A 26121-nucleotide genomic window follows, 5' to 3' on the forward strand; every position below is an offset into this window, starting at 1 on the left:
TAAAGTTAAAAATTAGAGTAAAAAAAATCATTATGACAAGACAGCGTAATTGTCGAGATTGTAAAAAAGAACTAACAGACAAATATTATATTATTACCTGTGTTGGCGCTTATGAAGCAAGTCGAGCAAATTTTTGCTTCTTGTGCTGTGAGAAGAAGAAAAATATTCGACTTATAAAAAAATTAATAGAGGAAGGATTAGAAAAAGTAATTGAAAAAAAAGTAGGCGATAAGCTTTATGACGATATAAGCGATTTTGAGGATAAGTGAGAAAAAAATACTAATTTAGGAATAACTAAAAAAATTTTGCCTGATAATAAAACTCTCTTAAATTCAATTCGCCAGGCTCGCCAAGAACTAGAACCTTATTTATACAAATCTGAAATTGTGGAAAAAGCTTGATTAAAGGAATATGTTGATTATATTGACATGAGTTTTTATTATTTATTTGCCAAAAGTGCTCGTGAAAAAAATTATAAACAAAAAGTAGTCCAACCCATAGTAGAGAAAATTTTGGGCGAAAAATTGGACGAGGAAATTAATACTGCTACCAAAGGCGGGGTTCCCGGCGACTCAAGTGTTCCCGGTCGAGCGGACGGAGATTTTATAATCAACGGAAAATTAATTGGTAAATATAATTGAGTAGACCATGAGGACGATTGCCGTCGTTTGGGTCTCTCATTTTGAGAGGATAATAGTTTAGCCCTACGAGCCTTTTTAAAAAGTTTAGATATTAAGGAAAAAGAATTAATGAAAATTACAGAACTACAAAATCCTGAAAATCCAAATATTCTTCATCAAAAAACAATCCACTCTGGTAATCAGCCACAAAAATCAAGCAATCATTCTAACTCCACTAAACCTACTAATTGAGTTTTGATAATTGGCCTAACCATTAGCGGAGTTATAATTTTTTTTGGAATAGTAATTTTTCTGATAAAAACAAGAAAGAAAAAGTAAAAAATAAATTAAACAATGAACGCTAACGAACAAAAGGGCAATTATTATATTATCGCCGACCATCTTCGCACCACTATTTTTGCTTTGGCAGATGGGGCTGCTTTTGCCCCTAAGGGTCGAGGTTATATTTTGAAAAAACTGGTTAAAAGAGCAGTTTTGTTAAGTTTTTTTCTTAATTTTTCTCCTGAGGATTTACTGGCGTTTAGTCAAAAATTGATTGAAATTAACGGTTCTTTTTACATTCACTTAAAAGAAAAAGAAAGTTCGATCTTTGATAGTTTAAAAAAAGAAATTAATCACAACTTCAATTTTATTCAAAACTCTTCTCAAAAAATTGATAGATATTGTCAAAAGAATTCGCAAAAATTAGTTCCTGCTGAGAAAATTTTCTTTTGGTATGATACAGATGGTATACCTTTGGAATTGATTGAATATTGTTTAAAACAAAAAGGGTATGATTTTTCACAAAAAGAATTTAATGAATTGCTGGAAAAACAAAAAAAACGTGGCAAAGAAGATCGTGAAAAGAGAGGAATAGCAGCATTTTAATTGCAAAAGTGTAGGAAATATAATATTATCCTTTAAAAAGAAAACTTAAAAAAATATATATGAACCAGCAAATAATCAATTATATCAAAATTAGAGAAGCATGAAAAGATGCTTTAAGAGAAAAAAATCGAGCCATGGGAGAAATTTGGAGTGGTCTGAGAGCCTTTTCTTTGTTCCTAATTTATTGAGCCATTGAAAAATTTCTCCTTGACTATGATAAAATTTATAAGCAAATGCCTAATTTCAAGTATGTTTTTTATGTTTCCCTAGCCATTGGAGTTTTTGGCTTAATAACTAGCCTGTGAGGCTTAATTCAGTATTTTCAAGCCAGTAAAACAGCCGAACAATTTCAAAGACAAGTTGAACAATTAGAAAGAGAAATAACATAAAATATATATATATATATATATATGAAATTCCTAACAATAAAGATAAACAACAATGCTATCAAGTACCAATTCACCAAGCCGGATAACAGTAAACTAACCTGAAATGATTTTATTAATTTATTAAAAACAGGAGGTCAAGAATTAACAAATGCCTTGAAAGATGCTAATTCTCAACTTAAAAGTGCTTATTTTTGGGAGTGTCTGCCAATTTCCAAGGATACTTTGAATAGACCCTTTGAATTTGTGGTAATCAAGAATGAAAAGTTAAATAACATTAATCAAAACTACTCGTCTTTTAAAGAGTATATTGATAAAAATGAAAAATCTTTCATCAGTAGAAGAGGAGCCACTTTAATTATTCCTCTGCCTGAAAAAAATAAAGACAATGAAGAATTAGACTACAAAAACTTGGCTAGTTTTATCCAAAATGTTCCTGATAATAGTGAACAACAAAAAACTCTTTGGCAAGAAGTTGCTCGGCAATTAGAGACAAATTTAGAAGACAAAAATCCCCGTTGGTTATCTGCTCATGGTTTAGGAGTTCCTTATTTACATGTCAGGATTGACAAGCAACCCATATATTATTCTTGGAGTGAATATAAGGAATTTACAGAAGATGATGCCGAAGATAGCCAAAATGACAAAAACGATCAATTGCCGATTCCAAATAATAATCAACCAACACCAGAAAATCAAGACAATAAGCCAAATCCTCCAACTGAGGAAAATCCCCCGCTTTCAATTGATAATAGTTTTCAACCGTCAACTAATTACGATAATGAAAAACCAAATGATGAAAATAATTCTAGTACTCAACAAAACCAAGAAGTTAAGCAAAATAATTCTGATAGTTCTAAGTCCACTAACCCGAATAATTTGCCGTGAATTATAGGAATTAGCGGAGGAGCATTAATATTAATTAGTTTAGGTGTTTTCCTCTGATTGAGAAAGAAAAAATAAATAGCCGACTTTTTTTAATAAACAGTTTAAGTGAAATTTCATAATTTTGCTTTAAGGTTAAAATTAATTATAATAAAAACTCGCAACTTTAAATTTAGAAAATAATGAATATTAAATTTTTACTTTTTCAAGGTAATTGGGAAAATGAAGGCAATCTTTGTGCTTTGGAAACAGAACAAAGTATTTTACTTTTATCAGCCGGAGAAAATGCCCCTTTTTTAAATCACCAAGAAACAATCAACTACGACTATCTAACTAAAAATAAAGCCAAAATCAAGGCTATTATTTTACCGAATGTCCTTCCTAAGAACTGTGCTTTTTTACCTCATCTTTACCAAGAATTAAATTTACAGTGTCCCATTTATGGCAGCCAGCACACTTTTTTAATTTTTGATTATTTGTTTCCATCGCAGCCAAAAATCAAAGATAAATTTGTTCCAATTGAGCCGAATAAAAATTTACAAGTGGACGAATTTATTTTACGATTTTTACCCTTAAATAGTTATGTTTTAGGAAACTTAGCAGTGATGATTAATTATCAAGATTACACTTTTTATTACTTACAAGATTTTATTTTAAATAATTTGCTAAACAATAATTACTTATCTGATACTACTTTTTTTACCCAATTAAAGGATTTGCTTACTCACCAAAAAAAAACTACTTATTTAATTACTTCTTGTCCCAATTTGGCTTGAAACAGACAAAATTCTTTGCTTTTAACTGCTCGCAGTTGAGCCAAGGAGAAAAATTATTTTTTCTTGCTTTATGATTATGACTGATTGCATATTTTTGAACTATGCGAATTAGCCCAACAATGACAAAAAAAAATTCAAGTTTTAGACCCGAAGTTTTTAGCACTTTTAAAAAAAATATTAAAAAATGATAAACTAAAAGAAGTTCTAATTGAAGAAGGAAAACCCTCAACGGAAAATACTATTTATTTACTAGTTGGTTCTCCCCAAAATATTGAAGAACAATTAAAAAACACTTTGGCACAAAAGCACTTTGGCAAGAATGAAATTATTACTTTTATGGCAGGAATTACCTCTGCTCATGGTGGTGAAAGCAAAACAGCCAGTATTGTGGATTATCTTTACCAAAAAAAAGGCGAGGTTCACAATTTTAGCCGTAATGAAACATTTTCCTTAGGCACTAGTTTTACCGACCTAAAATTGCTTTTAGAAGTAGTTCAACCTCAATTTACTATTACTCTCCAAAACAGCTATAAGCAAAAGAATTATCTTTCTTATTTGAAAAAGAGCCATTTTTTAACCTGCTCTAATCAAAGTTATTTACCGCTTCCTACCCGAAAAGTTCATCCTTTTCCTCGCGGAGAGTGAGAAACAGAAAAAATTTTACTTGCTCAAAGGCAAAATTTATTTCAAAGTGGTTTTTTAGTTGTTTTTCTCATGCTTAAATGGGAACAAAAGATTTTGAAAATTAAAAGTTTACAACTGGAAACTGCTGCCATTTCCTCAACAGTTAATTGGAAAAAATTAGAAGAAAAAATTAGGCATTGATGAGACAAAAAAATCAGCCCTGATTTAACTGAAAAGCAAAACAATGAAAAAAATATTAGCTTATCTGACAAGACAAATCCTCAAGAAATGCCTAGAAATTGAAGAAAAAGAATTGAGCGATACCTAGAAACTTGCATTGAAAGATATCTAAATTTTGAGCATGATATTGACCTAAAATCACCCACTATTTTATTATTTTTGGAAAACCAAAGATAGTGATTTATCAGAATAATTTTACCTTTTTTTTAATAAAGTTAGTCGTTTTCTTATTTGGCTAAGTAAATTTTTGTTGCTTCCTTTCGTTACTTTGCTTCGGCTAATTTTCGTGGTCTTATCAGGCTTCCTAATATTCAGTTTATCTTTTTTGTTCGTTAATTTTTTAGCATCGGCATTATTTATCGTTTCCTACCAAGTATTTTATTAAAGTAATCAATAACAGAAAAATCGCTATTCCGCTAATTACTCAAAAGAATATTTTGGCTTCTCGGTTGTAGCAATTTTCACATTTATTAGTGTATTTAACTGGTTTCTCTATTTCTCTGCCACAGGACGAACAAATTATTTTTCTGCTTCCAGTTACTTCTATTTTAGGCATTGTTCTTCCTCACGTTCCAATCATTACATTTTCTCCTTTTCATTTAGTATTTCCTAAAAATTAAGAAATCACACTAATTCTAATAATATTTTTTGGCATTTTTAACTTTCTAGGATTATTTAACTTCATAGTTTTAATAAATTTTTTGTCACCGATTCATTTAGCGATTAAGAACCCTTAAAAACTTGTAAAGGAAGAAAAAAACAAAACTTTAAAAATAATTAACAGGTATTCAAGTTCACTTATCTATAGCCAAATAGATATGAAAGAACAAATTATCAAAAACAACGGGGTGTTGGCCGACCACGACCCTCAACGGCTAAATCAAACTATCACAGGAACCCTAACCTCCCGAATAGAAAAAAGAGAAAAAGATAATGAAACCTACTATTACGGCTTTTTCAGCATAGAAAACCAAACCCAAGAAATCCCCGTAGTATTCAAAGGTCGGCCTCGGGGATATGGAAATGATAACGACTATAAGCCAAATATCCCCAAAGGAAGCCAAGTCCAACTAAAAGGAAATTGAGCCAACAGCAACAGTAGCCGACCCAGTTTCACCTGCCACCATTACCAAATCCTTTCCAACCCACCCCCACTCACCACCAAATCCCTCCAAAAACAAATCCAACCTCTCCTTTCCATAGCTTGAGAACAGCGGAAGAGTTGAACCCAAACTACCGAATTCTTAACTAAAAAGCAAGAGCAACTTAGAGAATTAGAAAGATACCAAAAATATCCTTCTTTACTCCAAGCCTATTTAGACTTAAAAGCTTTTTATTACTCGAATGAATACTATAAGCAAAAATTAGTCTGAGATGGCCCAACTACTTTCTTGGAAAAAATTGCTTCTGAATTAGAAGACACAGAGAGAAGAATTAAAGCAATCCAAGCCCAAGACAAGGCTAACCAAAGAATAAGAGAACTCGAACAAAAAATATCTGACCTAGAAAAACAAAACCAAGACTTAGATTATTTGCTAACCAGTGGCAAAAACAGTGAAATTATTAAGAAACTACAAACTAAAATCCAAGAACTGAATAAAAAAACTGATGAAATTGAAAAGGAGGTCAACCAATAATGGGAGCCTCCACCAACTACCGAGACATAAATATCCATAACTACCTAAGGGAATTAGATTGTTCCCAATGTAGTCAACCCTTCACAGAACAAGACCTCAAAGAAGACAACTTCTCCTTTTGGTGGGACACCTCCAATGACATAGAATTCAAACCCCTCAAAAAAAACTGACACTGATTAGGAGTAATTGTTAGAGACATCACTCACAAACTAATCACCAGTGAAACAATTAATGATTACTATAATTGTCCTGATTTAGAACCTGACGACTACACAGAAGAACTCAAAGAAATGCCCGAAACTAAGGAGGTTCACCATGAATAATCTTTGAACTAAACTAACCAACTGATTTAAACCTAAACCAATAATTAAAAAACCAAAAATCGAAGTAATTAAGTTAGAAATCATCAATCCAACAACCAAATTCAAAAGAATTAACTACAAAAGATATCAAAGAATAATTCACCAACTCTTAAAGGAAATCAAACAAAACGAGCAAAAAAGGAGGTCAACATGTTAATCCTTACCCTAACTATCCTCAACACTCTCGGCTTATTTTGCTTAACTTACTGGCTCTTTAATAAAGATTGCTGAAAGTGTAAAAAAGAAAAGCCCCTCAAAAGGATATTTAAAAACCTCTGTCCATCTTGCGAAAGGAGAGAAAATTAATGGCTAAAAGACAACAATACCTCTATGAACTCATTGGCACTATCCAAGAAAAAAGAACAAAAAAACCTAGCCAAGAAGCTAAACAAAAAGCCCAAGAAAGAAGTCAAAGATTAGATGAATTTTTTTATAAATTAGAAATTACTTGTGAAAATAAACCCCAAGTAAACAAAATATTTGTCTTCAAAAATTCCCTAACCAGTGAACATGTTTGAAAAGACTTAGAAGAAAGCAATTATTACGACAAAAGATATCTCTTTTTTTGCCATAATTATAAAGGACTTTATCGATTAGTAAATTGAAAAGAATTGAAACTCAAGGAGGTAATCCATGACTAAATGTCAAACTCCTAATTGCCAAAATAAAGCTGAATTTCAACACATTCTTAAATTAGGTTTCGTAAATATTGCTAAACAATGAGTTTGTAGCAACTGTAAAGAAGAATTAGAAAAACGGGAGACAAAGAAATAACATGAACCTAACTCCATACCAACTCTGACTACAAAATCAGCATATTTCCCTTGAAACTATCCGTAATTATACTTGAACTATTAAGCAATATGACAACCAACTAACCACTGAACAAATCATCCAATTTCTCCAAGCAAATCAAAAAAAATACGAACCTTCTACTTTAAGAAATCAGAAAATTGCTTTAGCTAGTTATGCTAAATTTCAAAAAAAAGAGATAGAATGAAAGAAGATTTGTCGAGTTATTCCTACTGTGCAAAAGAAATTCTACACTACCATCAACGAGAAAGAACTCCAAAAACTCAAAGCAGTTCGTTTTGAAAAGCACGAATGACAATACCAAAGAAATAACCTTATACTAGACTTTCTCTTTTATTCAGGTTTAAGAGTAAAAGAATTAACCAATATCCAACACCACCACTGACAAGAAAATTCTTTAAGAATTCACGGAAAAGGTAATAAAGTCCGTTATGTATTCTTACCCAATTTTCTAATTAAATATTTTCAACCTTATTCAAAAGATTATCTTTTCTTAACTTCCCGTAATAAGAAATTCACCGAAACTTGAATTAGAATAATGATTAAAAGAAAGGTAGAGAAAGCAGGAATTATTAAGAATATTACTCCTCATACATTCAGGAGAAGTTTAGCTACTAATCTTTATAATAAAGGTGGAAGATTAGAAACAATCCAAAAACAATTAGGTCATAGTAGTTCAGATACTACCATGGGTTATATTCATAATGACCATGAAACACTTTATCAGGATTATAGTAGAATATTTGAAGAAAGTCCGAGGCATTTTAGTAAATCCTTAAAAGATTATTCTACGAAAGAATTATTGACCGAGATAAGCAGGAGAGTAGGAGGTCAGTATGCTTAAATTTAAATTTGACTACCTAAATAACACTCTTGCTTATCAGAAAGGAAAATATTGATATGAAATAATTGAAGAATTTCAAGGAAGCTTTGGCAGTCAAGGCTTTCAGTTAGATAATGGTTGAATATCTTTCACTCTCTATGAAAAGCAAATAAAAATCTTTGCTAAGAAAGAAAGTTTAGAGGGAAATGACTTTTTAAATCCTGAACCTGCTATTTATTATCGAAAATATTTACCTAAGCAACGTCCCCTAATCTTCACTTTTGAAGACAAAGACCAGGTAGAGAAAATTAACGGAAGGTGAGGTAAGAAACATGCTTAAACAATACCGAACTATTAAAGGAACTAAATATCTTTATTGAAATAAATATTACTGATTACCTCTCAAAGAGTTTAAGTGTGGCTGTGGACGAAAGCTAACCAAATATAAAAAGTTTAGAAAATGAAAAGGAGAATTAAAGGAGGTGAGGCAAGGAAATAGTATTTGTCCTAGTTGCCAAGTAAGTTATTAGTTATGCCATACAGCAAAGAACAATTAAAGGCTTATTATGAAGCCAACAAAGCCAAGTTAAATCAACAAAGAAGCAAAAGACGTCGATTGAGTAGGTTAGGACAAGTGGAGGTTGAGACACCTGAACGGGTTGAGACAACCAAATTAGAAAATATTGGGTTGAGACAGGTTGAGGCAAAAGAAAAGGTTGAGACAGAAAAAGAAATGTCCCAACCCAAAAGTGAGGTTGAGACAATTAAACTCTGAACTGATTATTATACAGCTAAGAAACCCTACTGCTATTCTTGTATCCAGAAAGGAATTAAAGAAACCGACTATGCTTTTTGTAGTGAAAAACAAATAGCCCTCAATAATTATGTCTGTCTAGTAAAACACTGAACCATCTACCAAGGACAAAATAAAATCATCCGAACCCAACAACCACCTTAATAAAAATCTTTACTTCGTAAAAAACAAAAAAACCAACTAACTTCCGACCCTTCACCTTTCTCGCTTTACTCTGGCAATTTTCTTTTTCTTGCTTCTTGGACTTCTTTTAATGGGGATTAAGAAGAAATCACCTAATAAATTTGCTTAACGAATTTCTAGTCTTTGACTAAAATTCTAGTTTCAAATTTAAATAGTGGTTTTAAATTAACCCATGCTAAAAAGAAAACAAGAAGTCCCATTAAAGAAACTACAACCAAGAATTATAAGGAGAAAGGGAGAGGGCAGAAAATCCCCAAATAAACAACATGAAAAACAATAAACCTATGAAAATACTAGCATTAGACCCTAGTGGCACCTCTACAACAGGCATATTTCTCTTTGAGAACTGAACTAACTGAAAAATCATTAGCTACACGGACAAAAACTATCTAAACCAAGCTAAAAACATTCAAGAATTAGCCAAAAAAGAGCAAGTTAACTTAATTGTCTGTGAAGTCTCTTCTTTATGGGAAAAATCAAGACATAATTATCATTTTTTAGACTTGATTAAGTTAACAGGAATAATTGAATGGATAAGTCAAGAGTTAGGAATTGAATTTGTTCCCATCAGTAATCAGTATATGAACAGGTGAAAAGCAGAGGCTAAGGAGAGAAAGATTGCTGGATTATCTTTTAAGCAAATTCAAGGTAAAACAGGAAGACCCAAAGGAGTATGATATTTTAAAGATAGAGAACTTAATGACCATGAAAAAGATGCTTTACTAATCTTCTGAATTTATTGAGTGAAGTTTAAGAAAAGAGAATGACCATTTACTAACTAATGGGAGAAATTGGGCTAAACCCAAAAACTCCCACCAATTCCCGTTATTCTTAGAATAACAAGCCATCTATTTTTAGCAGGGAATTCCTTGAATAACTAAGGTAATGCCGTTAGTTCTTTGGCAATCCAACAGATGAGGAAAACCAAAGACTAATTAAAAGTAAGCAGGCTTAGTGAAGGGATGATTACCAGGAACTTGACTCACCTCAACCAACTGGATTAACGAAAAAGACTTCACCCCATTATGATTAGTTAGGCAAGATTTTACCAAGAGTAGAATAGTTTAAAATCTTGCTGGAAAGATACAGGGAGAGAATAATTTTGTTATTGATTGTATACTGTGCTGTATACTGAACTAGACTAATGACACTTATTTATAAAATAAATAAAAATCTTTTTAGGTCAGCCATTTTCTCCTTTTTCTTTTATTTAATTTTCTTTTTATAAGAGTGAGTTCTTTATAATAAGCATAGTAAGGTTTACCTTACGAAGCGTAATATTAATAGAGTTCCTAAGAAGAAAAGAAAGAGGGAAATGAGAAAGAAGTATCAGAGAACAAAAACTAACCCTTCAAAGCCAAAGTAAGATGTAAACACTTTTCTACAGTCATAAGTTCTTTTTCGGTTAAAGAAGTAATTCTCCTTTTGACATATACTTTATCAATAGTAGTAATCTGGTCAATAAGAATTTTACTAGGTTTTTTTAATTGGATAAGAACTTCAAAAGGATAAGCCTTATCTAATTGGGAAGTAATCGGCAAGACAGTGATTACCGAACTGAATTGATTTTGCTTATCATTAGAGATAATGATTGCTGGATGTTCTTCTTGAATAGTGTGAATTTCTTTCCCTAATTCTTTTTTAGGAAATTCTACTCAATGGATATCACCACGTCGAAAGACTAATTGAGCCATTACTTATTTTCTTTATTTTCTCTTTTCTTTCAACTATCCAAAGCTAACTCTTCTCATTTTTTAAATTCAGCCATTCGTTGAGGATTACTTCAAGCTTCTCGATAAGCTGTTTCTAGTTCTTGGTCAGTAATTTCAGTTTGGTTTTCTTGGTAGTGGATTTCATAAGGACAGTGTTTTTGGTCTAATATTTGTTTGATTTTAGGAATATTTTCTTTGATGATAATTATTTCTTTCATAATGATTAATTTTATGGTTTAGTGATTGTATACTAAAATTATTATTATATGAACAAAAATGATAATGATGACAACATAGAGAGAGAGAGAGAGAGAGAGAGAGAGAGAATAATTTCCGACCTTGTCCAAAATGTAACAAAACAGAGTGTCCAATAGGCATTATGAAAATTGTCAATAAAAAAACTAAAGAGGAAATCGGCAAAGACTGATGTTCTTTATGTGTTAATAATGAACATTTTAGATTATGCCAAAGAGATGGCAATGGTATTTGAGATTGAGTTAGCAATGACCCAAAAATAAAAAATAAAGTTGAAAAGGAAATTAAAGAAGGTCAGCAAAAATGTTTAAATTGTGGGGTTATTAGTCATGTTTCCGAAGATGAATTTTGTAGTTCCTGTGGAAGTAAAAATGTTGAAGCTAAATATAAAAACATTCATTTTACTGTTGAAGAGTGTGAAGGTTGTCGAAAGGTAGCTGATGTTAAATATCACAATCTTTCAGTTGAAGCTGGTGAAAAGCAGAGAAAAATATCTAAAAAAATTTTTCAAGAAGCTAATGCTTGATGTGATTGTTCTTTAAATAGAGAAAGGGAAAATCAAAGAAACTTCGAACAAAACGAAATCAAGCAGTATTTAAAAGACAACAAAATTAAATCTATTGAACTTAATGGTGATGACTTATTAATCACTTATAATGACAATCAAACTAAAACTATTTCAGCTAATAGTAAAGAATTAAAACAAATTAAATCTTACTTACAAAGTCAAGGTAAAAAGTCTGTTAGTTTGACAGAATTAAACCAAATTCAATCAAAAAAAAACTACTGACCTTGAATTATTGGCAGTGGAATAATTTTAGCAGGAATTATTGGTCTAGTGATTTGATTAGTAATGAGAAAAAAGAAAGAAGATAAATAAAGCTTTTTAGTTATTTATTTCCTTTCATAGAGATATTTAAAGAACCTACAAGTGAGCTTTTTCTGTTCCTAAAAAAGAACTTGGTAAATTATCTTTTAGTAATTTTACCCTTTTCCATAAACTCCATTATCACCTCTCTGCTCCCATCAGCACAGAAAAATAACTTACCACTTTCTCACCAATACAGTAAATCCTCTTTCAAACAATCTTCCTCCACAGGAACTTTATAAACTTGCTTACTTTTTAATCTCCCTTCATTATTGACATATCATTCAGGGATATTTTTGATTTCTTCTTTATTGCTGATTTCTTTATTTTCTTTATGGCAAAAGAATAAAAAACCTTTCTTGGCTTGGTAAAGAATACAATTCATAAAAACATACTTAGGAATAGAACCATTGATAAACTCGGTAATCTTTAAATCTTCTTCTTTGGCAAAAAAACCATTCCAAACTTCTACACAATTTTCATCTATACATTTACACTCATTTTCTTTTTGGCAAGAAGTGGGTTTATAGAGTGATAATAATTCTCCTTGTTCATTTTCCAAGTTTACCACTTCATTAGAAAATACTCTTTTCTTTAAGGTAGTTAGTTGTTTACGAATGACTGGCAAAAAACTAGCCATAAAAGGACGAAATCTCTCATAAGGATTAGCAATATAAGTTAATTTGGGTGCTGGTTGGCTTCTATCTCTTCATGCTGAGCCAATTAACTCTTTTATTTTTCCCTCTTCATCATCTAAATAACTTTCTCCAGTTTTGGGATTAATTATGGCTTCATCAAAGATTATTTCAGAGATGGTTTGGGTGTAGTTTTCTCTACTCTTATAAGAAGAGAATAGTTCAACCATAAAACATTTCATGGTGTTTTTATATTTCACTCCTCGGGTGATAGCATCTCAAACTAATTCAATATCTTTTTCTGGAACTTTGTTATCTAAGCAATAATTAGCAATTACTCTTTTTCAGCTTTCTAGGGAACCTGTTCTAATACTATCAAACTGTCTCCGTAATCAGATGAATTCTTTTTGTTGGTTTTCTATTTCAGTTAAGGCTCGGTATTTAGTAGAGTAGGATTTGCCTGATGCTCTACCTCAGATAATTATTTTAGTTTTAGCTAGATGATTAAAGACGGGTTGTAATCTTTGATATCTTTTATCTTGTTTATTCATAGTCTTTTATAAGAGATTTTGTTCTCTTTCAATGCTGTTTTTGCTTATATACCTTATCGTGTCATGTTTATTTGTTAAGCCTGCTAGGTCTTGTAAAACACGAGACTTAGAGAGGTGTTTTCTAACTGGAACGCTAAGAACAAAAACCTTACCCAATGCTCTCATAATAACAATCCTCACAATAACTTCCTTTTGGGATGATAATTAAGTTTTCTTCATCAAATCACTTGCTACATTTTAAACAATTTAACTTACTCATAAATTAACTCCTTGGTTTATTTTTATCCAATAAATTCCTCTCTCTCTCTCTCTCTCTCTCTCTCTCTCTCTCTCTCTCTCTCTCTCTCTCTTTTTCTATTAAATTCCAACAATTCATTATAAGTTAAATCTACTCCTATAAATTCCCTATTAATTTCTTGGCAAACTTCTAGGACGATAAATGAGCCAGCACAAGGATCAACAATTAAATCTCCTTCTTGGGTGGTGGCTTCCACCAAAGCCTTAATTAATCCTTTGGGCTTCTGGTGAGGATGTTTTCTTTTGTTACTAGAAATAATGTCTTCTCCTCAAACATTACCAAAAGACCTGTTTTTAAATAATTTGCTATTCAAAGGATATTTCTGTAAAAGAAAAGCAAACTCGGCTTGGCTTCTTAATCAACTTCCTAATCCCAAACTATTTTGCTTATATCACACCAAAACATCAACTATTTTAAGATTAGGAGTCTTGAGTAATCATAAAGGAACTCGGTCGTTTCCTAATAGAGTTTTATTTACTCACAGCAAGCAAAACCCAGATGGCTTTAATACTCTCTCAACTTGTTCTAATATTCTTAAAACTTGGTAATCAGAAGTATAAAAAAGAGGATAATCTAACTTTAAAACTGTGCCAACTTTTTCGTATTGGGGATCAAGGAAAATTAAACTAGAACTATTTTCAGGCAAACTAGTTAATAACTCCAACCCCTCTCCTCTTTGTTTAGTATTAGGTAAATATTGACTCATTTATTTAAATTTTTCAGAGACTAATTAATCTCAATCAAATTTCCCCTTATAGTTAACTACAAACATATATCTTAGTTTACTATATTGTATACTCTAAGCTTTGATTAAAGAGAAAATAACAACTTTGCTAAAATAAATAATAATATGACAGAAAATCAAGAACAACCAATCAAAGACCCATTACAAGTAGACTTTGAAGAAGCCATTGCTGAAAAAAACAAAACCATCTATAAATTAGAACAAGAGAAAAAAAGTGCCTTATCAGCTCGTGCCAAAGCTGAAACGGAAATTGACAACCTAAAAGCCGACAAGCAATCAGCCCTCGACCGAGCTGAAAGAGCCGAAGCTAGATATTTAAGAAACACGGAATTAAAAACTAAGTCTAACCAACAAGAACAAAATCTCTTACAAACACTTTTTAGTGATTAATCCTTGGCACAGTTTTACCGCTCAAACTGTTTACTGTGCCTTATAAATTAAAAAACATTGAGAACTTAAATTTAGGTAAAAAAAACAGTTTGAGCATAAAAATAATAATAAATAGTTCGAGCATAAACAGTTGAGCAAACACTTAACTAACTATGACTATCGAAAAAAATGCTTACTTAAAAGCCCTAGAAAATAAAGTAGTATACGACAAAACCTTTCGTATGCTTGAAACCAACGAGGATGCCCTCTGAACTCGTTTCTTCCGTCAATCCAATATAGAAGTCGACGGCAGAGCAGTCCGTTTCCTCTTAACCTGACCTAAAAATGGACCAGATTGAAAACCTGACCTTTCCATCCATAAAGGAAATGACTTCAAAAGAGAAGTAAATGCTATTCCTTTCCACTTACCTCGTCTCTTAGACACAGTAGAATATGAAATCACTAATGAAGAAAGATTTGAAGAAGCCCTAGAAAGTGAAACAGCAGTCAAAGATTTCACTAAAACTCTCTTAGAACAAACAGCTGAAAATATCGAACTTAGACTAGAAGAAAAAATACCTCAACTAATCTGCTCCGATGATAACTTTATCAAATGAAATGACACCACTAAAAAAGGTAATTTAAAAGAAATGGAAGACACTTTCTGAGAAGACCCCATCCAAATCTTAAAAGAACTTTTTGATGGCTCCTCTGCCCTAAAAAAAAGGTCAAAAGAATTCAATAAAGGCTACCAAAAAGATCCTGACGACAAAACCAAAGGCTATGAACCCATGGAAACTAAAATCAGGTCTTATAAAAGAATGATTTGTCTTTTAGACAGCTCGGTTAAAAACACTATCGACATTGGAGGCTATAAAGAAAATGTTAATTTCCAAGCCCTAGACCTAGAAAAAAGATTTGGTTCAGAGAACATTATGGAAGACACTTTACCTAATGGCTACGGCATGCTAGTCTTTGACGAAAGATGTTTACAGCTTTACCGAAGAAGAAAAAACAACAAAGGCTTTCGTTTTAAAGAAGAACCTGAAAATGGTAATCAATGATTTTTCTTAAACCCCGTAATCCATGGAGGCTTCATAACTGCTTTCAATGTTTTGGCTTGAAAGAAAAAGCCCTAGGAGGTATGACTAAATGAACTATGACCCAAATTTTGCTAATGACTGGCTAAATAAAGCCAGAGAGTATAACCAAGTTCTTACTAAGCCAACTTATACTAAACACTTAGAAAAAAGAATTAAAGTTTTAGAAGCAGGCAAAGGCAAACCTCATAAAGATTTAGAAGATAAATTAAAAGAAGCCCAAGATACTTTAGCAACTTTATATGATTTTTTTAATGAATGTGGTTTTGATGATTTTGCTCAGGCTAGAACTATTCTAAATGGCAAAACAGTTAAAGAGATAGTCAAAAAAAGCCACAAAAAAGACCTTAAAATAAATGACTTACAAACGGAAATAAACGAATTAGAACAAGAAAAAACTGACTTAATTCAGCAAGCCAATAACTTACTAGCCGAAAAAGAAAATCAAAAAAACCACATTAAGCAACAATTCATTCAAGGTAAAGCCACAGGAACCACCCACTGAATTTACTGAAAAAATTGAGCTGAAACAGAAATAAAAAAAGCCCAGCAAGAAAAAGCTAAATTAGAAAAAGCTGAAGTTAACTTTCTCAAAAAAGTAGGTTTTGACACTTATCCTAATTTAGAAAAAGGAGTAAAAGAAATGAAAGAATTATTAAGTATTTACCAAAAAACTGATGCTTTAAGTTTTTTTGAAACTCCTTCTGAACAGGCTTTAAAAGTGATTAAACAACACCAAACTAAACTTTATTATTTATTCTATTCGGTAGGAGAAAATAAACAAGAATTAGATTTATCAGGATTATCTACCAAGTTTGATGATACCTGTTTGTTTTTTGGAGTGTTTGGTAAAGGAAGATTAGCTGTGAACTTCAATGCCCAACAAAAAGCTGTGGTAGATTTAAGAACGAAAAGAAAACCACAAGAATTATTGGGAGCTACTAAGGGAAAGTGATTTGTTTCAGATGAAGTCTTAGTGAAAGGAGAAGGTAAGTAATGAACCAAGTAAATAAAAAAGTCTTACAAACTACTAATGAGAATAAAATATCACCAAAGGATATTTTCACCCGTTCTAAACATTGAGAGAAACCCATCATTGAAAAACCTGATAAAGGAGGAACAATTACCAAAGAAATTAATTCCAACTACCGAAATCTAGTTATTTATTCTAAATGGAAATGATGACAACCTAACTATAAGTTCTTACCTACTCCTGATAAATTTATCGAAATCAAAAAAGAATTCTTGGAAGAAACTTGAAGCACTCTAGAAAGTATTCCTCATTACATATTAAGAAACAAGAACAATCAAATGACTATCATCTTCCAAAACCGAGGACAATATGACTTTTCTGACCCTCGAATAGTCCTTTTCTATGGTCGGAATACTCTATCTGAAGATACCAAAAAAAGAAATGAAAAAGCTAATCGAAAAGGAATAGAATACCCTAATCTTTACTGAATAACTAGCTGAGATTACATTGATAATCGGAGTTTGCTTTGCCAACTCACTGTCACCAAAGACCCTATCTGAGCTAATTACGGAGATATGATGAATTCCAAAGGTCAAGCTCAGATTACTACTTCTCAAATTAACAACGACCATTTGAATAAAGAAGGTAAAATAATCAAAGACCGAACTGAACACTGACCTCAAGACGAAGACTGAAAAGATGAAACAGGAGACGAAAATACTCCTGCTTATCAGTGTCCAGCTTGTAATAATTGTTATGATTTCTGTGGAGATTTACGAGAAAAAAGAGCTGTGTCGGTTGGTTATCAAACCCAAGGCAAACCAGCCCAATGACAACCTGATTTTAAGTTGCTTTATACCGTTTTTCCTCTTTCTTATGAAAAATTATTGAAACCTGACAAGCAAGATATAACTGTCGTTACTATTACTGCTGATGAATGTAAAGCTTGTAAAAACAAAAATTCTGATTGTCAAGCAGGAGAGAAAGGAGGACACGATTATCCCTTAGTTTGTGCCGTGCCTTCCAACTTAAAGCTAAAGAAATGAAAAAAAGGAGATAGCCAAGACATGTTAACCAATGCTAAGGTGCCATCTTTGCTTTTTATTGTCGATGTTAACCATGAAGCTAAAAACGAAAGTGGACAGTTGGTTGAAGGTATCGCTTGTGCTTCTCCAAGGAGATTTCCTGAAAGTAATCAAAACTACTTTTGAGAAGAAATTCCTAAATGTTATCACGAACAACCTCATTTATTAAATCATTCCTCAGGACAGTTTTATTTTCAGAAGAAGTTATTATTTACAGCTAACTTAAAGCATTTATTAGTGAAAAGAAAAGGTTCAGGATTTCAATTAGGTTATCGAATACTAATTAGAAGTAGCATTAGTGGTATTCTCTATTGTTTTGAAAGTGGGGACATTTTCTACAAATGAGAGTTGAAAGTAAAAGGTTCTATTCAAGATATTTCTTTGCTTAATTCAGTAGTAGGTTCGATTGTTGGAGATACTTTAAAAAAAGGAGCTAGGTGATTGGGTAAAATGGGAGGCAAAGCTATTAAAGGTTTAGCTAGAGGAGCAATGGCTTTCTTTACTGGAGGAAGCAGTGAAGCCACAGGAGCAGGAAAAGCTTTCACTGATGATAGTGGTGATAAGATACCTGAAGCCTTAGAAAAAATTGAGCAAGCTATAAAAGATATGGGAAAAGGTGAAGGAGGAGCTTCTATTGGAGGATTAATTACAGCCGACAAATATGCTGATGCTTTAAATATCAATCCTGAAGGAGGCAGGCAACAGAACGATGACAAACCAGAAAAAGAAGCTCAAACTGACCGAAAGAAAAAAAGCACGGGAAGAAAAGGACAAGATTTTGTTTTAGACCCTTCAATTTTCTATGCTAGCACTGTTGATTTTTCTTATGACTTTTGAGAGTTTGCTAATCGATGTGTAGCTAATCCGTTTATGATTAGGTTCGAACACTCCGAAGTGTTATATAATAATCTTGCCAATAACAATAACAAATCGCCCATCCAAAACATTCAGTGCCGATTTAGTGCTTTTAAACAATGTATAAAAGTAGGAGAATGGCAAGGTAATGTTGATTTAATGTATGATATCAATAATGCTTTAACTAATGCTTGTGGAGCAGGAACTTTCTTTTATGACGACTTAGAAGAAATATTTAAGCCATGAAGACCTAAATATAAAGGTTTACAATCTTTCACTCACGGAGATACTTTTAATTCAGGAACTATACCAGGGCAAGAAGATGTTGAGTATGTGCCAGGTGAAGAAAAGAAAGAAAAAGATAGAGAAATTCCTGCTAATTCGGCTACTTGAGTGTGTAGTATGATTGGAGCTCCTAATTGAGGTGCTACTAGAATAACCGAACACAGTAGCAGAGGATATAAGTGATATGGAAGTTCAGGACATATGGGAATTTTTCCTATGAATGACCCAAATAAAGATTACTTTTCTGAATTGTGTGCTGATGATATGAATGCTAATTCTACTAATGGAGGAATGACTGCTTCTACTTCCACAGGTTGAGATTTAAAGTCGGGATTGTCATTTGAAAAAGATTATGATATTCCCCGAGGAAAGTATAATATTTACTGACATTGTAAAGGACTACAAGCTTTCCCTGATGAGGGAAAAGAAATTAATGGCTTTACTTTAATTTTAGGAGATGCTACTACTAACCTTATTACTTGACTTAAAGAAAGCACTGACGGAACTTATAATCGACGATTTGTTATTGAAGGAATAGTTGCCGAAAGAGAAAAGGAATATAAGGAAAGAGAGTTTGAAGAACCCGAATGAACTGATGATAATACTCAATTTAACTCTAATATTGGTGAAACTGATCCTGAACAAGCTGAAAAATTAAAAGAATTTGACCAAGAACTTGAAGAAAAAGATTGAGAGGATAAAGAAACTGATATTAAAGAAAGCCAAGGTGAAGCCGAAAAAGAATTTGAAAAAGAAAAAGAACGGCAAGCCAAGAGAGAAAAAGAGCAAGAAAAGGAAAGAGAACTTGAACGGGAACTCGAAAGAGAAAAAGAACGGGAACGAGAGCAAGAGAAAGAAACTGAAAAGGAAAAACAACGAGAACGAGAATTACAGGCTGAAAAAGAAAAGAAACAACGAGACCAACAATGAGAAAAAGACAAGAAAGAACGAGATAGGAAAGAAAGAGAAGCCAGAGTTAGAGAAAAAGAAAAGGCAAGGAAAGAAGCCAAAGAGAAACAAAAACAAAAAGATAAAGAAAGGAAAGAGAGGGAATAATTATGAATGACTGAAACGGAACTATCACTAAACAAATGTTTGATTTATCACAGGTGGAGAGTAATTACGAAACCTTTGCCAACCTAACCAAAAAATACCTCCTAAATTGCTTAGTAGGTAATGCTCATTTGACTGGTGAGGGAGCTTTATTGGAGTATTTTGACGAAATAATTGAAGAAGCCATTGAAAGAGGAGAAATTGCCATTATCGAAGTAGGCAAGCAAAAACTATTAGCCATTCCTAAACTCATCCAACAAACTCTCTTAAAAGAAAAAGTAGAGGGAGAAAAAGGCAGTGAACCAATTGAACCTGTTGTTTCTTATGAGTTTACTTTACTGGAAAACTCTAATCTAACCTACCAAAGCAAAGACCTAACTAAATGAGTAATCTTTAAGTTTAACAAAGAAGCCACCCCCATCCTAAAAGGCTTAGACTTCTGAACCAAAAGACTAGTAAATATCCTAACCCAAATGGAAAAAGAAATCTTTATGAATGAAAAAGGTATCATGGTCACTCTTCCTCAATGACCTGATGATGCTGATGTTAGTCTTATCATGAAATCATTTAGCAAGAAACCATTCTTTTTTATGTGTTTACCTAAATCACAAGAGGGAGATAAAGGAAAATTAGGAATAGCTCCTCACCAAATCAAAACTGAATTCTATGAACCTAAGGAGTTTCATGAAGAGAAATATCGAAGTCAGTTTGCTTTTGTGTGAACTAATATGGAAAGAGCTTATGGGATTAGGCATGATACTTTGGAAAATAAAGAGGAAAGAGCAAGTGTTAGTGAAGTATTCAGCTCACAAGCCAACTTTGATGCCCAAGAAAAGAAAATCTACCGACTGTTATGGAAGTCTATTAGAGAGTATAATCGAGTTTTTGAAGAAGGAAAAGGCAACTATAACTTTAAATTTGGAAGGATAGGAGGTTAGTATGAATAATTGTATGCCTTTATTTTATCTTTGCTTGGCTTTATGTGGAGTTTTGCTGGCTATGTTAGCCATGTTTTTCAACTATTCCCTAAAACTCAAAGAGAAGTCAATTGAATTAAGCAAAAGAACCACTGTATTAGAGAAAAAGAACGGTAAAGAATTAGCTGAAATTGAAAGGCTAAAAGAGGAAATTGGAAAGTTAGAAAAGAAGCTAGGAGGTAAATATGACTAAGCAACAATTAGCTGAGGAATTAAAAAAGAAGGTAAAGTTGGGAGTGAAGCCTAGTGATTTGAAAAAACAGAAAAAGGATAGCCAATTCAACCAACAATTAGCAACTCCTCCAGACAGTCCCGTGTTGGGACCAGTCCAAACTAATCAATTACTAACTCCACCTCCAACACCTCCTTTGAAACCAGTAAAAACTAACAATTCACCCTCCCCTATTGTCCAATATCCAACTCCTCCAGATAGTCCTCTCTTAAAACCAACCCAGCCAAGTAAACCAGCCAATAATCTAAAAGAATTACAGCAACAAGTAAATTACTGGAGCAAAACAGCTCAAAATCACCTTTTAAATCTCTCCAAAACCTCTGCTGAATTATTCAATGCTGAAGAAAGAATAAAAGAACTAGAATCAAAACCAAAGTCCCAAACCCTCAGCCAAGAAGCCGAAAAAGCCCTAATTGAAGCCAACCAAAGAATAAGAGAATTAGAAAAACAAAACCAACTCCTAAAAAAAGCAAAATCCCTAAATCAACCAGAAACAAAAACCTTCACTTGCTCTGACTGCCAACAAGAATGAAATCAAGAATTCATAAGACTAATTGACAAGCAAGGAAATAAATATTGTCCTGACTGTGTAGAAGAAATGCTTAAAGAAACTAGCCAAGCCACAGGTAAAGAATTAACTATCGAAACCCAAGAAGAAACCAAACCTGAACCAACTAAACCTTGCCAATTTTGCCATCAACTCAAGCCTGAAACTTCTTTAAAACCTCGTCATATCAAAAACCTTCCTAATCATGACCCAAGAGAAATCTCCTTAATCTGCCAAGACTGCTTAACTTACCGAGCCATCAAAGCTGACTACTATTGCCCTCTTACCAGTGAAGGAAGAGACACCTACGAAGGCAATGAATTTGATTGTTATTGTCCCACTAACCAAAGGAGGAAAATATGGTAGAACAAGAATTAGATATCCAACAAAAAACCATCTACCACCAATTCCCCACTTTCGAGGAATTCCACCAAGAAGCCTTAAATTGTGTGGAAAAGATACTATCCAGCAATGAAGATGACACCAATTTCTCCTTCTACTCCTACTGTGTTTATGATAGATGAAAACTAAACCCTCATTACAATCAACCCGAGGTATTTTTCAGTAAATTATGAAGTGGCATGGCAACCAAATTCTTTACTTTTAAAAAAAGAGAAAGACTTTGAAACAACATTTTCGAACACCTCAAACTAGAAATGAGCAAGTTAATAGATATCAAAACTACTGAATACACTCAAGATGATAGAACTAAATGATATGATGCCAATAGGTCTTTGACAGGAGATTGAGACCGAACTACTACTCATAACACCTTCGACCGAGAAGATAGAAGAGACAGTCAAAGAATAACTAACAAAGAAAAGCCTTACAGCACAATTGACCTTATCCACGGAGACTATGGACATATCCAAGACCGAGCCGATTGACTAGGTGTAGAAGCTAATATTGATACAGGCTACATAGCTACTGAGAAAGATAAAGAAGGCAACCCAATCTTAGGTGAAGATGGAAAACCCAACAAAATCATTAACCCTAACTGAACTAAAAGAACAGGTCGAGGAAGAAATAAAGATACTTCTCATAAAACCGACAAAACCAAAGAAGACAGCAAAAACACTGAATACGGCAAAATAGATAAAACCATTACCACCCAAGAGCAACCTGTTTTTTACCAACAATTAGCAAGAATTATGCCTTCTTTCTCACTAGTAGAAACTAATCTAGATGACTTAACTGATTTTTCTTATCTTTTCCACTCTATCTACTTGCCCCAAGGAGAATTTAGGTTTAACTCTAACACCTTTCAATATGATTACATTACCCGACAGCAACTAATCGAAGAAACTGAACCCAAGAAAAAAAAAGAAAAACCCCAAAAAGACCCCGACCAAGATATTTCTGAAGATGAATGAAATGAACTCTGAAGAGAAAAAGAAAAGCCTTGTATGCCTACTTGGTATTTAGAGCAAATCTACCGAAATAAGAAAAGAATTGAAAAAAAGCCCAATAAAGATGAGACTGACCAAGCCCGTTTAGAACTTTGTGAAACTCTTTTAGATGCTTTTTACCGAAGTCCTTATGTTCCTGCCGTGAGTGTTTTTGAAAGTATTATGGGAAGCCCTGATTATGACTGAAAAGAATATGTAGTCGATGCTGAAAATATCGAGATAGCCAAAGCCAACAAAAAAAGAATGGACATAAACATTGGAGACACCTTAGAAGCCGAAGTAATCGGATTTAAAGAATTCAAGTCTCAAATGTGAGAAAACTTAAAGGTCTTTCACCGAGAAAGAAGTTTAGGCATTGTTCCTTTTCAAGTCTTTCCTTACTTGCTAGGACCACCTGGAACAGGTAAATCAGAAATCACTCGAAATCTAGCCAAAGCTTACAAAAGACCTATCCAAATGATAAATGTAGGAGGTATGGATGATGGAGGAGAATTAGAAGGCAAACGAGCTACTTTACAATCTGCCAACTACGGAAAAGTTATGGAAGCTTTTGTAGAAAGAAGTATCTTAGCTGAAATTACTATCCAAGACTTACAACTAGAAATCCAAGAAATAAAAACCTATGTAGATGAGAACGGCAATCGACAAGAACGACCCGAAACTAATATAACAGAATGAGAAGAAGAAAGGATAGAAAAATTAGAAGAAGATATTAAAGATTGAGAAGAAGAAAATGAAGAGAGGCAAAAAGCAGGCAAAGAACCCAAACTAACCAAAAATAAACCTCAAAGAAGTCGAGCCCCTATTATCTTATTAGATGAATTTGAAAAGTGTTCCCGAGAAGATGTGATGAATGTTATCGGTAAAATGACCGATAGAGAAATGAACTTTTCTTTTATGGATAAATACTTTAATTTTAGGTTAGATTTAAGTCAGTGTCAGATGTTATTGACTGCTAACTATTTAGATAAAGTGCCTCAATTCGTTCGAGATAGAGGATTACCAATCAATATTGAACTTTTAACTTGGGAACAAAGAAAAGGCATTTTAAGAAGCAGATTTAAGAAAGAATTGAGAAGGTTTAAGTTAGAACACTTGCTAAATAAAATCACTGATAGATTTATTGAAATGTGTATAACTGAAACTTGGGGGATTAGAGGAGGGATTAATAATGTGGCTGCTACTGTGAGATTTTTAGAGGTTTTGGAAGTAGATAAACAAACAGGTTATTTAGAGAAATTAGAAGAGTATGACGATTTATACGAAACTCCCTTAGAAAAATATTTGAAAGATGAAAATGGAGTTATCCGACTATCTTATAATCTAAATGGCAAAACAAGAACTTTAACCCTTACTAAAAGAATTGGGATTGAAGAAAGAACTGTTAAAGATGAATTTGGTCAAGAAAAGAAGGTTAAAGAAATTATCACAGGAACGAATGCTGACACAGGTGATTATTTTGTTAATGATTGACCTGATGAGTATTGATGGGGTAGTAAGCCTGTGAGAAATTTAGGAGGAAACTATGAGAATTTATAAAAAGTGTAATCATTGTGGTAAAATGATATTTTTAGTTTTAGAAATGGAAGTGGGGAGTGATTTTAGTGATTGAGAGAGTTTTAATGAATGATTACAGGCTTTGAAGTGAAAACATGACCAAGTATTTTTAGGAGTTAGTGAAAAGGAAGAGAGGAAGTTGCCTGAGGAAGTGAAAGAAATGATTATGAATTGAAAAGAAGGCTATAAAGGTAAAGATACTGAAGATTAGTCTTCATAGGGGTCAAATAATAAATCACTTTCTTCTAAACTATATTCAGGGTGTTTTTTATAATAATTTTTTAAGTATTTAACATTAGGATTTGGCTGGTTAATTCAAGAGCCAAACCTATTATTCAACTTGCCAACAAATTTTTCAGTCTGTTTTTCATGACGAGGACCATGAGCTATGTCTTCATCCCAAGTTAGAATGTGAGCCGATTCATGAGCCGTGGTATCAACAATTATTTTCCTTGACATATAAAGAGTATTTCGAGGAATAGAAATAGTATTAGTAGAAATCCCTCCGCTAATTATATTACAACTTCAACCTGCATTGCTTTCGTTAGTTATGGGATTTATACTGCTTTCGGGAAAGTCTACTAATGGTGTGCCAGTAGGTATTAAATATTTGACCATTTCTTTTACTTTGCTTTGAGTTTCTTGTTCTGTTTTGTTTTTATCAATATATTGAGTATGCCCACACTGATAACATTTAGGATAAGGAGTATATAAAGGATTGATTTCTTGACATTTGGGACACTTGATATAGCCTAACATTTTAATACTTCGTTTTTTTCTTCTCGTTTTAATATAGTTTGACAAGCTAACAGAGATAATTGTCGGTTATATTCTGCTTCTTCTTGGGGCATTCTATTTAAACCTTCTTTTAAATATTCTAATAGTTTTTTTTGTCGAATATCAAAGCATTTTAAAGTATAGAGTTCTTCATATTTTTTTAGACAATTTGTCCTTAAATGGCTGTAATATTGAATGTGAGAAGTAGCACAAAAAGGATATTTTTGAGAAATAGGGGCTTCTTTCTCTAATAACTCAATCATTTTTTTTAATGTTTTTCTAACCATTTCTTTTTTAGGTAGATTATGTTGTTCTTGTTTTTCTTCTCTTAAATTTTCACTAACTCTCATAATACTTAATTTTTAAAATCATTCTTCAAAAGATTTCTCTTTAATAATTCCTTCTGAAGCCATTCCTGCTCAATCACACTTATTACATTCTACTTTCATTTCTTTTAAAGTTTCTTTATTTTTACTAGAAAGAGGAGTTTCTGTTTCACACTTAGGGCAAGAAACAGCAAAGATTTTAGTCATGATTATTTTGTTCCAACTCTTTTAATCTTTTTTCTAAAATTATTTTGTTTGGTTTAGCTAAATTAGGATTATTTAATATTTCTTTAATTCGGTTTATTTCTTGATCATTACTATTCATAATTATTTATTTTTAAATAAAAAGAGGTAATGGAAACAAAAAAATAAATAGTTTAGAGAGTGTATACTAAAATTATTATATAGGCTTGCTGATGCTGATTTAGGAAGTTGTGTTATTTAATGCAAACACAACTACA

The 26121-nt window shown here is 32.5% G+C and carries 34 protein-coding genes; 25 read left to right on the forward strand and 9 right to left on the reverse strand.

All coding sequences use genetic code 4. The annotated features are described in order from the left end of the window. Nucleotides 1–32 precede the first annotated feature (32 nt). The 5 genes from GvMRE_RS03350 to GvMRE_RS03370 all read left to right on the forward strand — a co-directional run bounded on the left by GvMRE_RS03350 (nucleotide 33) and on the right by GvMRE_RS03370 (nucleotide 4596). The gene (locus GvMRE_RS03350) at nucleotides 33–959 is read left to right on the forward strand and encodes a hypothetical protein (RefSeq protein ID WP_147409856.1); all 927 of its coding nucleotides are present in this window, start codon (nucleotides 33–35) and stop codon (nucleotides 957–959) included. Between the two features lie 15 nt (nucleotides 960–974). Then, nucleotides 975–1508, forward strand: a complete 534-nt coding sequence (locus tag GvMRE_RS03355; protein WP_147409857.1) for an alanine--tRNA ligase-related protein — start codon at nucleotides 975–977, stop codon at nucleotides 1506–1508. Nucleotides 1509–1567: 59 nt separating this feature from the next. Continuing rightward, the gene (locus GvMRE_RS03360) at nucleotides 1568–1897 is read left to right on the forward strand and encodes a hypothetical protein (protein WP_147409858.1); all 330 of its coding nucleotides are present in this window, start codon (nucleotides 1568–1570) and stop codon (nucleotides 1895–1897) included. A 21-nt stretch (nucleotides 1898–1918) separates the two neighbouring features. After that, complete coding sequence (locus GvMRE_RS03365; protein ID WP_147409859.1) at nucleotides 1919–2857, forward strand: DUF6940 family protein; 939 nt, start codon at nucleotides 1919–1921, stop codon at nucleotides 2855–2857. Between the two features lie 104 nt (nucleotides 2858–2961). Next, the gene (locus tag GvMRE_RS03370; RefSeq protein WP_147409860.1) at nucleotides 2962–4596 is read left to right on the forward strand and encodes an MBL fold metallo-hydrolase; all 1635 of its coding nucleotides are present in this window, start codon (nucleotides 2962–2964) and stop codon (nucleotides 4594–4596) included. 175 nt (nucleotides 4597–4771) lie between these two features. On the opposite strand, the gene GvMRE_RS03375 is transcribed toward GvMRE_RS03370, so the two are convergent. Beyond that, the gene (locus GvMRE_RS03375; RefSeq protein WP_216361605.1) at nucleotides 4772–4975 is read right to left on the reverse strand and encodes a hypothetical protein; all 204 of its coding nucleotides are present in this window, start codon (nucleotides 4973–4975) and stop codon (nucleotides 4772–4774) included. 262 nt (nucleotides 4976–5237) lie between these two features. On the opposite strand from GvMRE_RS03375, the gene GvMRE_RS03380 reads away from it, so the two are divergent. From GvMRE_RS03380 to GvMRE_RS03420, 10 genes are all read left to right on the forward strand, one after another. After that, on the forward strand, nucleotides 5238–6056 hold the full coding sequence (locus tag GvMRE_RS03380; protein ID WP_147409682.1) for a coiled-coil domain-containing protein: 819 nt from the start codon (nucleotides 5238–5240) through the stop codon (nucleotides 6054–6056). After that, nucleotides 6056–6379 carry a hypothetical protein gene (locus GvMRE_RS03385; protein ID WP_147409862.1) on the forward strand — a complete coding sequence of 108 codons (324 nt, stop codon included), beginning with the start codon at nucleotides 6056–6058 and terminating at the stop codon, nucleotides 6377–6379. The genes GvMRE_RS03380 and GvMRE_RS03385 overlap by 1 nt, the downstream gene beginning before the upstream one ends. Then, nucleotides 6372–6575, forward strand: coding sequence for a hypothetical protein (locus GvMRE_RS03390; RefSeq protein ID WP_147409863.1), 204 nt, complete (start codon nucleotides 6372–6374; stop codon nucleotides 6573–6575). The genes GvMRE_RS03385 and GvMRE_RS03390 overlap by 8 nt, the downstream gene beginning before the upstream one ends. 148 nt (nucleotides 6576–6723) lie before the next feature. Continuing rightward, nucleotides 6724–7059 carry a hypothetical protein gene (locus GvMRE_RS03395; RefSeq protein ID WP_147409864.1) on the forward strand — a complete coding sequence of 112 codons (336 nt, stop codon included), beginning with the start codon at nucleotides 6724–6726 and terminating at the stop codon, nucleotides 7057–7059. After that, nucleotides 7052–7192 carry a hypothetical protein gene (locus GvMRE_RS13450; protein ID WP_172575232.1) on the forward strand — a complete coding sequence of 47 codons (141 nt, stop codon included), beginning with the start codon at nucleotides 7052–7054 and terminating at the stop codon, nucleotides 7190–7192. The genes GvMRE_RS03395 and GvMRE_RS13450 overlap by 8 nt, the downstream gene beginning before the upstream one ends. Nucleotide 7193: 1 nt before the next feature. Beyond that, nucleotides 7194–8075 carry a tyrosine-type recombinase/integrase gene (locus GvMRE_RS03400; RefSeq protein WP_147409865.1) on the forward strand — a complete coding sequence of 294 codons (882 nt, stop codon included), beginning with the start codon at nucleotides 7194–7196 and terminating at the stop codon, nucleotides 8073–8075. Next, the gene (locus tag GvMRE_RS03405) at nucleotides 8068–8394 is read left to right on the forward strand and encodes a hypothetical protein (RefSeq protein WP_147409866.1); all 327 of its coding nucleotides are present in this window, start codon (nucleotides 8068–8070) and stop codon (nucleotides 8392–8394) included. The genes GvMRE_RS03400 and GvMRE_RS03405 overlap by 8 nt, the downstream gene beginning before the upstream one ends. Continuing rightward, entirely contained in the window at nucleotides 8387–8584 is a 198-nt protein-coding gene (locus GvMRE_RS03410) for a hypothetical protein (protein WP_147409867.1), read from the forward strand. The genes GvMRE_RS03405 and GvMRE_RS03410 overlap by 8 nt, the downstream gene beginning before the upstream one ends. A 2-nt stretch (nucleotides 8585–8586) precedes the next feature. Beyond that, complete coding sequence (locus GvMRE_RS03415; protein WP_147409868.1) at nucleotides 8587–9012, forward strand: hypothetical protein; 426 nt, start codon at nucleotides 8587–8589, stop codon at nucleotides 9010–9012. A gap of 305 nt (nucleotides 9013–9317) precedes the next feature. Then, nucleotides 9318–9833, forward strand: a complete 516-nt coding sequence (locus GvMRE_RS03420) for a hypothetical protein (RefSeq protein ID WP_216361606.1) — start codon at nucleotides 9318–9320, stop codon at nucleotides 9831–9833. Nucleotides 9834–10394: 561 nt separating this feature from the next. Here the strand turns inward: GvMRE_RS03420 and GvMRE_RS03425 are convergent. Further along, nucleotides 10395–10745: a type II toxin-antitoxin system PemK/MazF family toxin gene (locus GvMRE_RS03425; protein WP_147409870.1), complete on the reverse strand. Its 351-nt coding sequence runs from the start codon at nucleotides 10743–10745 to the stop codon at nucleotides 10395–10397. Next, nucleotides 10745–10981 carry a hypothetical protein gene (locus GvMRE_RS03430; RefSeq protein WP_147409871.1) on the reverse strand — a complete coding sequence of 79 codons (237 nt, stop codon included), beginning with the start codon at nucleotides 10979–10981 and terminating at the stop codon, nucleotides 10745–10747. The genes GvMRE_RS03425 and GvMRE_RS03430 overlap by 1 nt, the downstream gene beginning before the upstream one ends. Before the next feature lie 161 nt (nucleotides 10982–11142). Here GvMRE_RS03430 and GvMRE_RS03435 point away from each other — a divergent pair, with 161 nt between their 5' ends. Continuing rightward, nucleotides 11143–11898: a toprim domain-containing protein gene (locus GvMRE_RS03435; RefSeq protein ID WP_147409872.1), complete on the forward strand. Its 756-nt coding sequence runs from the start codon at nucleotides 11143–11145 to the stop codon at nucleotides 11896–11898. An 88-nt stretch (nucleotides 11899–11986) separates the two neighbouring features. Here the strand turns inward: GvMRE_RS03435 and GvMRE_RS03440 are convergent, their stop codons facing one another. Continuing rightward, nucleotides 11987–13072 (reverse strand): phage DNA encapsidation protein, encoded by a 1086-nt coding sequence (locus GvMRE_RS03440; RefSeq protein ID WP_147409873.1) that lies wholly within the window; start codon nucleotides 13070–13072, stop codon nucleotides 11987–11989. Nucleotides 13073–13353: 281 nt separating this feature from the next. Further along, the gene (locus GvMRE_RS03445) at nucleotides 13354–14076 is read right to left on the reverse strand and encodes a DNA-methyltransferase (RefSeq protein WP_147409874.1); all 723 of its coding nucleotides are present in this window, start codon (nucleotides 14074–14076) and stop codon (nucleotides 13354–13356) included. 144 nt (nucleotides 14077–14220) lie between these two features. On the opposite strand from GvMRE_RS03445, the gene GvMRE_RS03450 reads away from it, so the two are divergent. From GvMRE_RS03450 to GvMRE_RS03490, 9 genes are all read left to right on the forward strand, one after another. Further along, entirely contained in the window at nucleotides 14221–14505 is a 285-nt protein-coding gene (locus GvMRE_RS03450) for a hypothetical protein (RefSeq protein WP_147409875.1), read from the forward strand. Between the two features lie 152 nt (nucleotides 14506–14657). Next, the gene (locus GvMRE_RS03455; RefSeq protein ID WP_147409876.1) at nucleotides 14658–15623 is read left to right on the forward strand and encodes a hypothetical protein; all 966 of its coding nucleotides are present in this window, start codon (nucleotides 14658–14660) and stop codon (nucleotides 15621–15623) included. Between the two features lie 13 nt (nucleotides 15624–15636). Continuing rightward, nucleotides 15637–16581, forward strand: coding sequence for a kinetochore Spc7 family protein (locus GvMRE_RS03460; protein ID WP_147409877.1), 945 nt, complete (start codon nucleotides 15637–15639; stop codon nucleotides 16579–16581). Beyond that, complete coding sequence (locus GvMRE_RS13455; RefSeq protein ID WP_172575233.1) at nucleotides 16581–19838, forward strand: hypothetical protein; 3258 nt, start codon at nucleotides 16581–16583, stop codon at nucleotides 19836–19838. Before GvMRE_RS03460 ends, GvMRE_RS13455 begins: the two co-directional genes overlap by 1 nt. A gap of 2 nt (nucleotides 19839–19840) precedes the next feature. Beyond that, nucleotides 19841–20773: a hypothetical protein gene (locus tag GvMRE_RS03470; RefSeq protein ID WP_147409878.1), complete on the forward strand. Its 933-nt coding sequence runs from the start codon at nucleotides 19841–19843 to the stop codon at nucleotides 20771–20773. A 1-nt stretch (nucleotide 20774) separates the two neighbouring features. Further along, nucleotides 20775–21005 (forward strand): hypothetical protein, encoded by a 231-nt coding sequence (locus tag GvMRE_RS03475; protein WP_147409879.1) that lies wholly within the window; start codon nucleotides 20775–20777, stop codon nucleotides 21003–21005. Then, a complete protein-coding gene (locus GvMRE_RS03480; RefSeq protein ID WP_147409880.1) occupies nucleotides 20998–21957 on the forward strand; it encodes a hypothetical protein in 960 nt (319 codons plus the stop codon). The genes GvMRE_RS03475 and GvMRE_RS03480 overlap by 8 nt, the downstream gene beginning before the upstream one ends. Further along, nucleotides 21951–24539: an AAA family ATPase gene (locus GvMRE_RS03485; protein ID WP_147409881.1), complete on the forward strand. Its 2589-nt coding sequence runs from the start codon at nucleotides 21951–21953 to the stop codon at nucleotides 24537–24539. The genes GvMRE_RS03480 and GvMRE_RS03485 overlap by 7 nt, the downstream gene beginning before the upstream one ends. Then, nucleotides 24526–24768, forward strand: coding sequence for a hypothetical protein (locus tag GvMRE_RS03490; RefSeq protein WP_147409882.1), 243 nt, complete (start codon nucleotides 24526–24528; stop codon nucleotides 24766–24768). The genes GvMRE_RS03485 and GvMRE_RS03490 overlap by 14 nt, the downstream gene beginning before the upstream one ends. Here the strand turns inward: GvMRE_RS03490 and GvMRE_RS03495 are convergent. The 4 genes from GvMRE_RS03495 to GvMRE_RS14325 are packed head-to-tail and all read right to left on the reverse strand — an operon-like array spanning nucleotide 24765 to nucleotide 25985. After that, nucleotides 24765–25316 (reverse strand): hypothetical protein, encoded by a 552-nt coding sequence (locus GvMRE_RS03495; protein WP_147409883.1) that lies wholly within the window; start codon nucleotides 25314–25316, stop codon nucleotides 24765–24767. The genes GvMRE_RS03490 and GvMRE_RS03495 overlap by 4 nt on opposite strands. Beyond that, nucleotides 25310–25684 carry a hypothetical protein gene (locus tag GvMRE_RS03500; RefSeq protein ID WP_147409884.1) on the reverse strand — a complete coding sequence of 125 codons (375 nt, stop codon included), beginning with the start codon at nucleotides 25682–25684 and terminating at the stop codon, nucleotides 25310–25312. Before GvMRE_RS03500 ends, GvMRE_RS03495 begins: the two co-directional genes overlap by 7 nt. A 12-nt stretch (nucleotides 25685–25696) precedes the next feature. After that, on the reverse strand, nucleotides 25697–25867 hold the full coding sequence (locus GvMRE_RS13460) for a hypothetical protein (RefSeq protein ID WP_172575234.1): 171 nt from the start codon (nucleotides 25865–25867) through the stop codon (nucleotides 25697–25699). Beyond that, nucleotides 25860–25985, reverse strand: a complete 126-nt coding sequence (locus tag GvMRE_RS14325; protein ID WP_281267943.1) for a hypothetical protein — start codon at nucleotides 25983–25985, stop codon at nucleotides 25860–25862. The genes GvMRE_RS13460 and GvMRE_RS14325 overlap by 8 nt, the downstream gene beginning before the upstream one ends. Nucleotides 25986–26121 lie beyond the last annotated feature (136 nt).

The sequence above is a fragment of the endosymbiont GvMRE of Glomus versiforme genome (assembly GCF_003546845.1).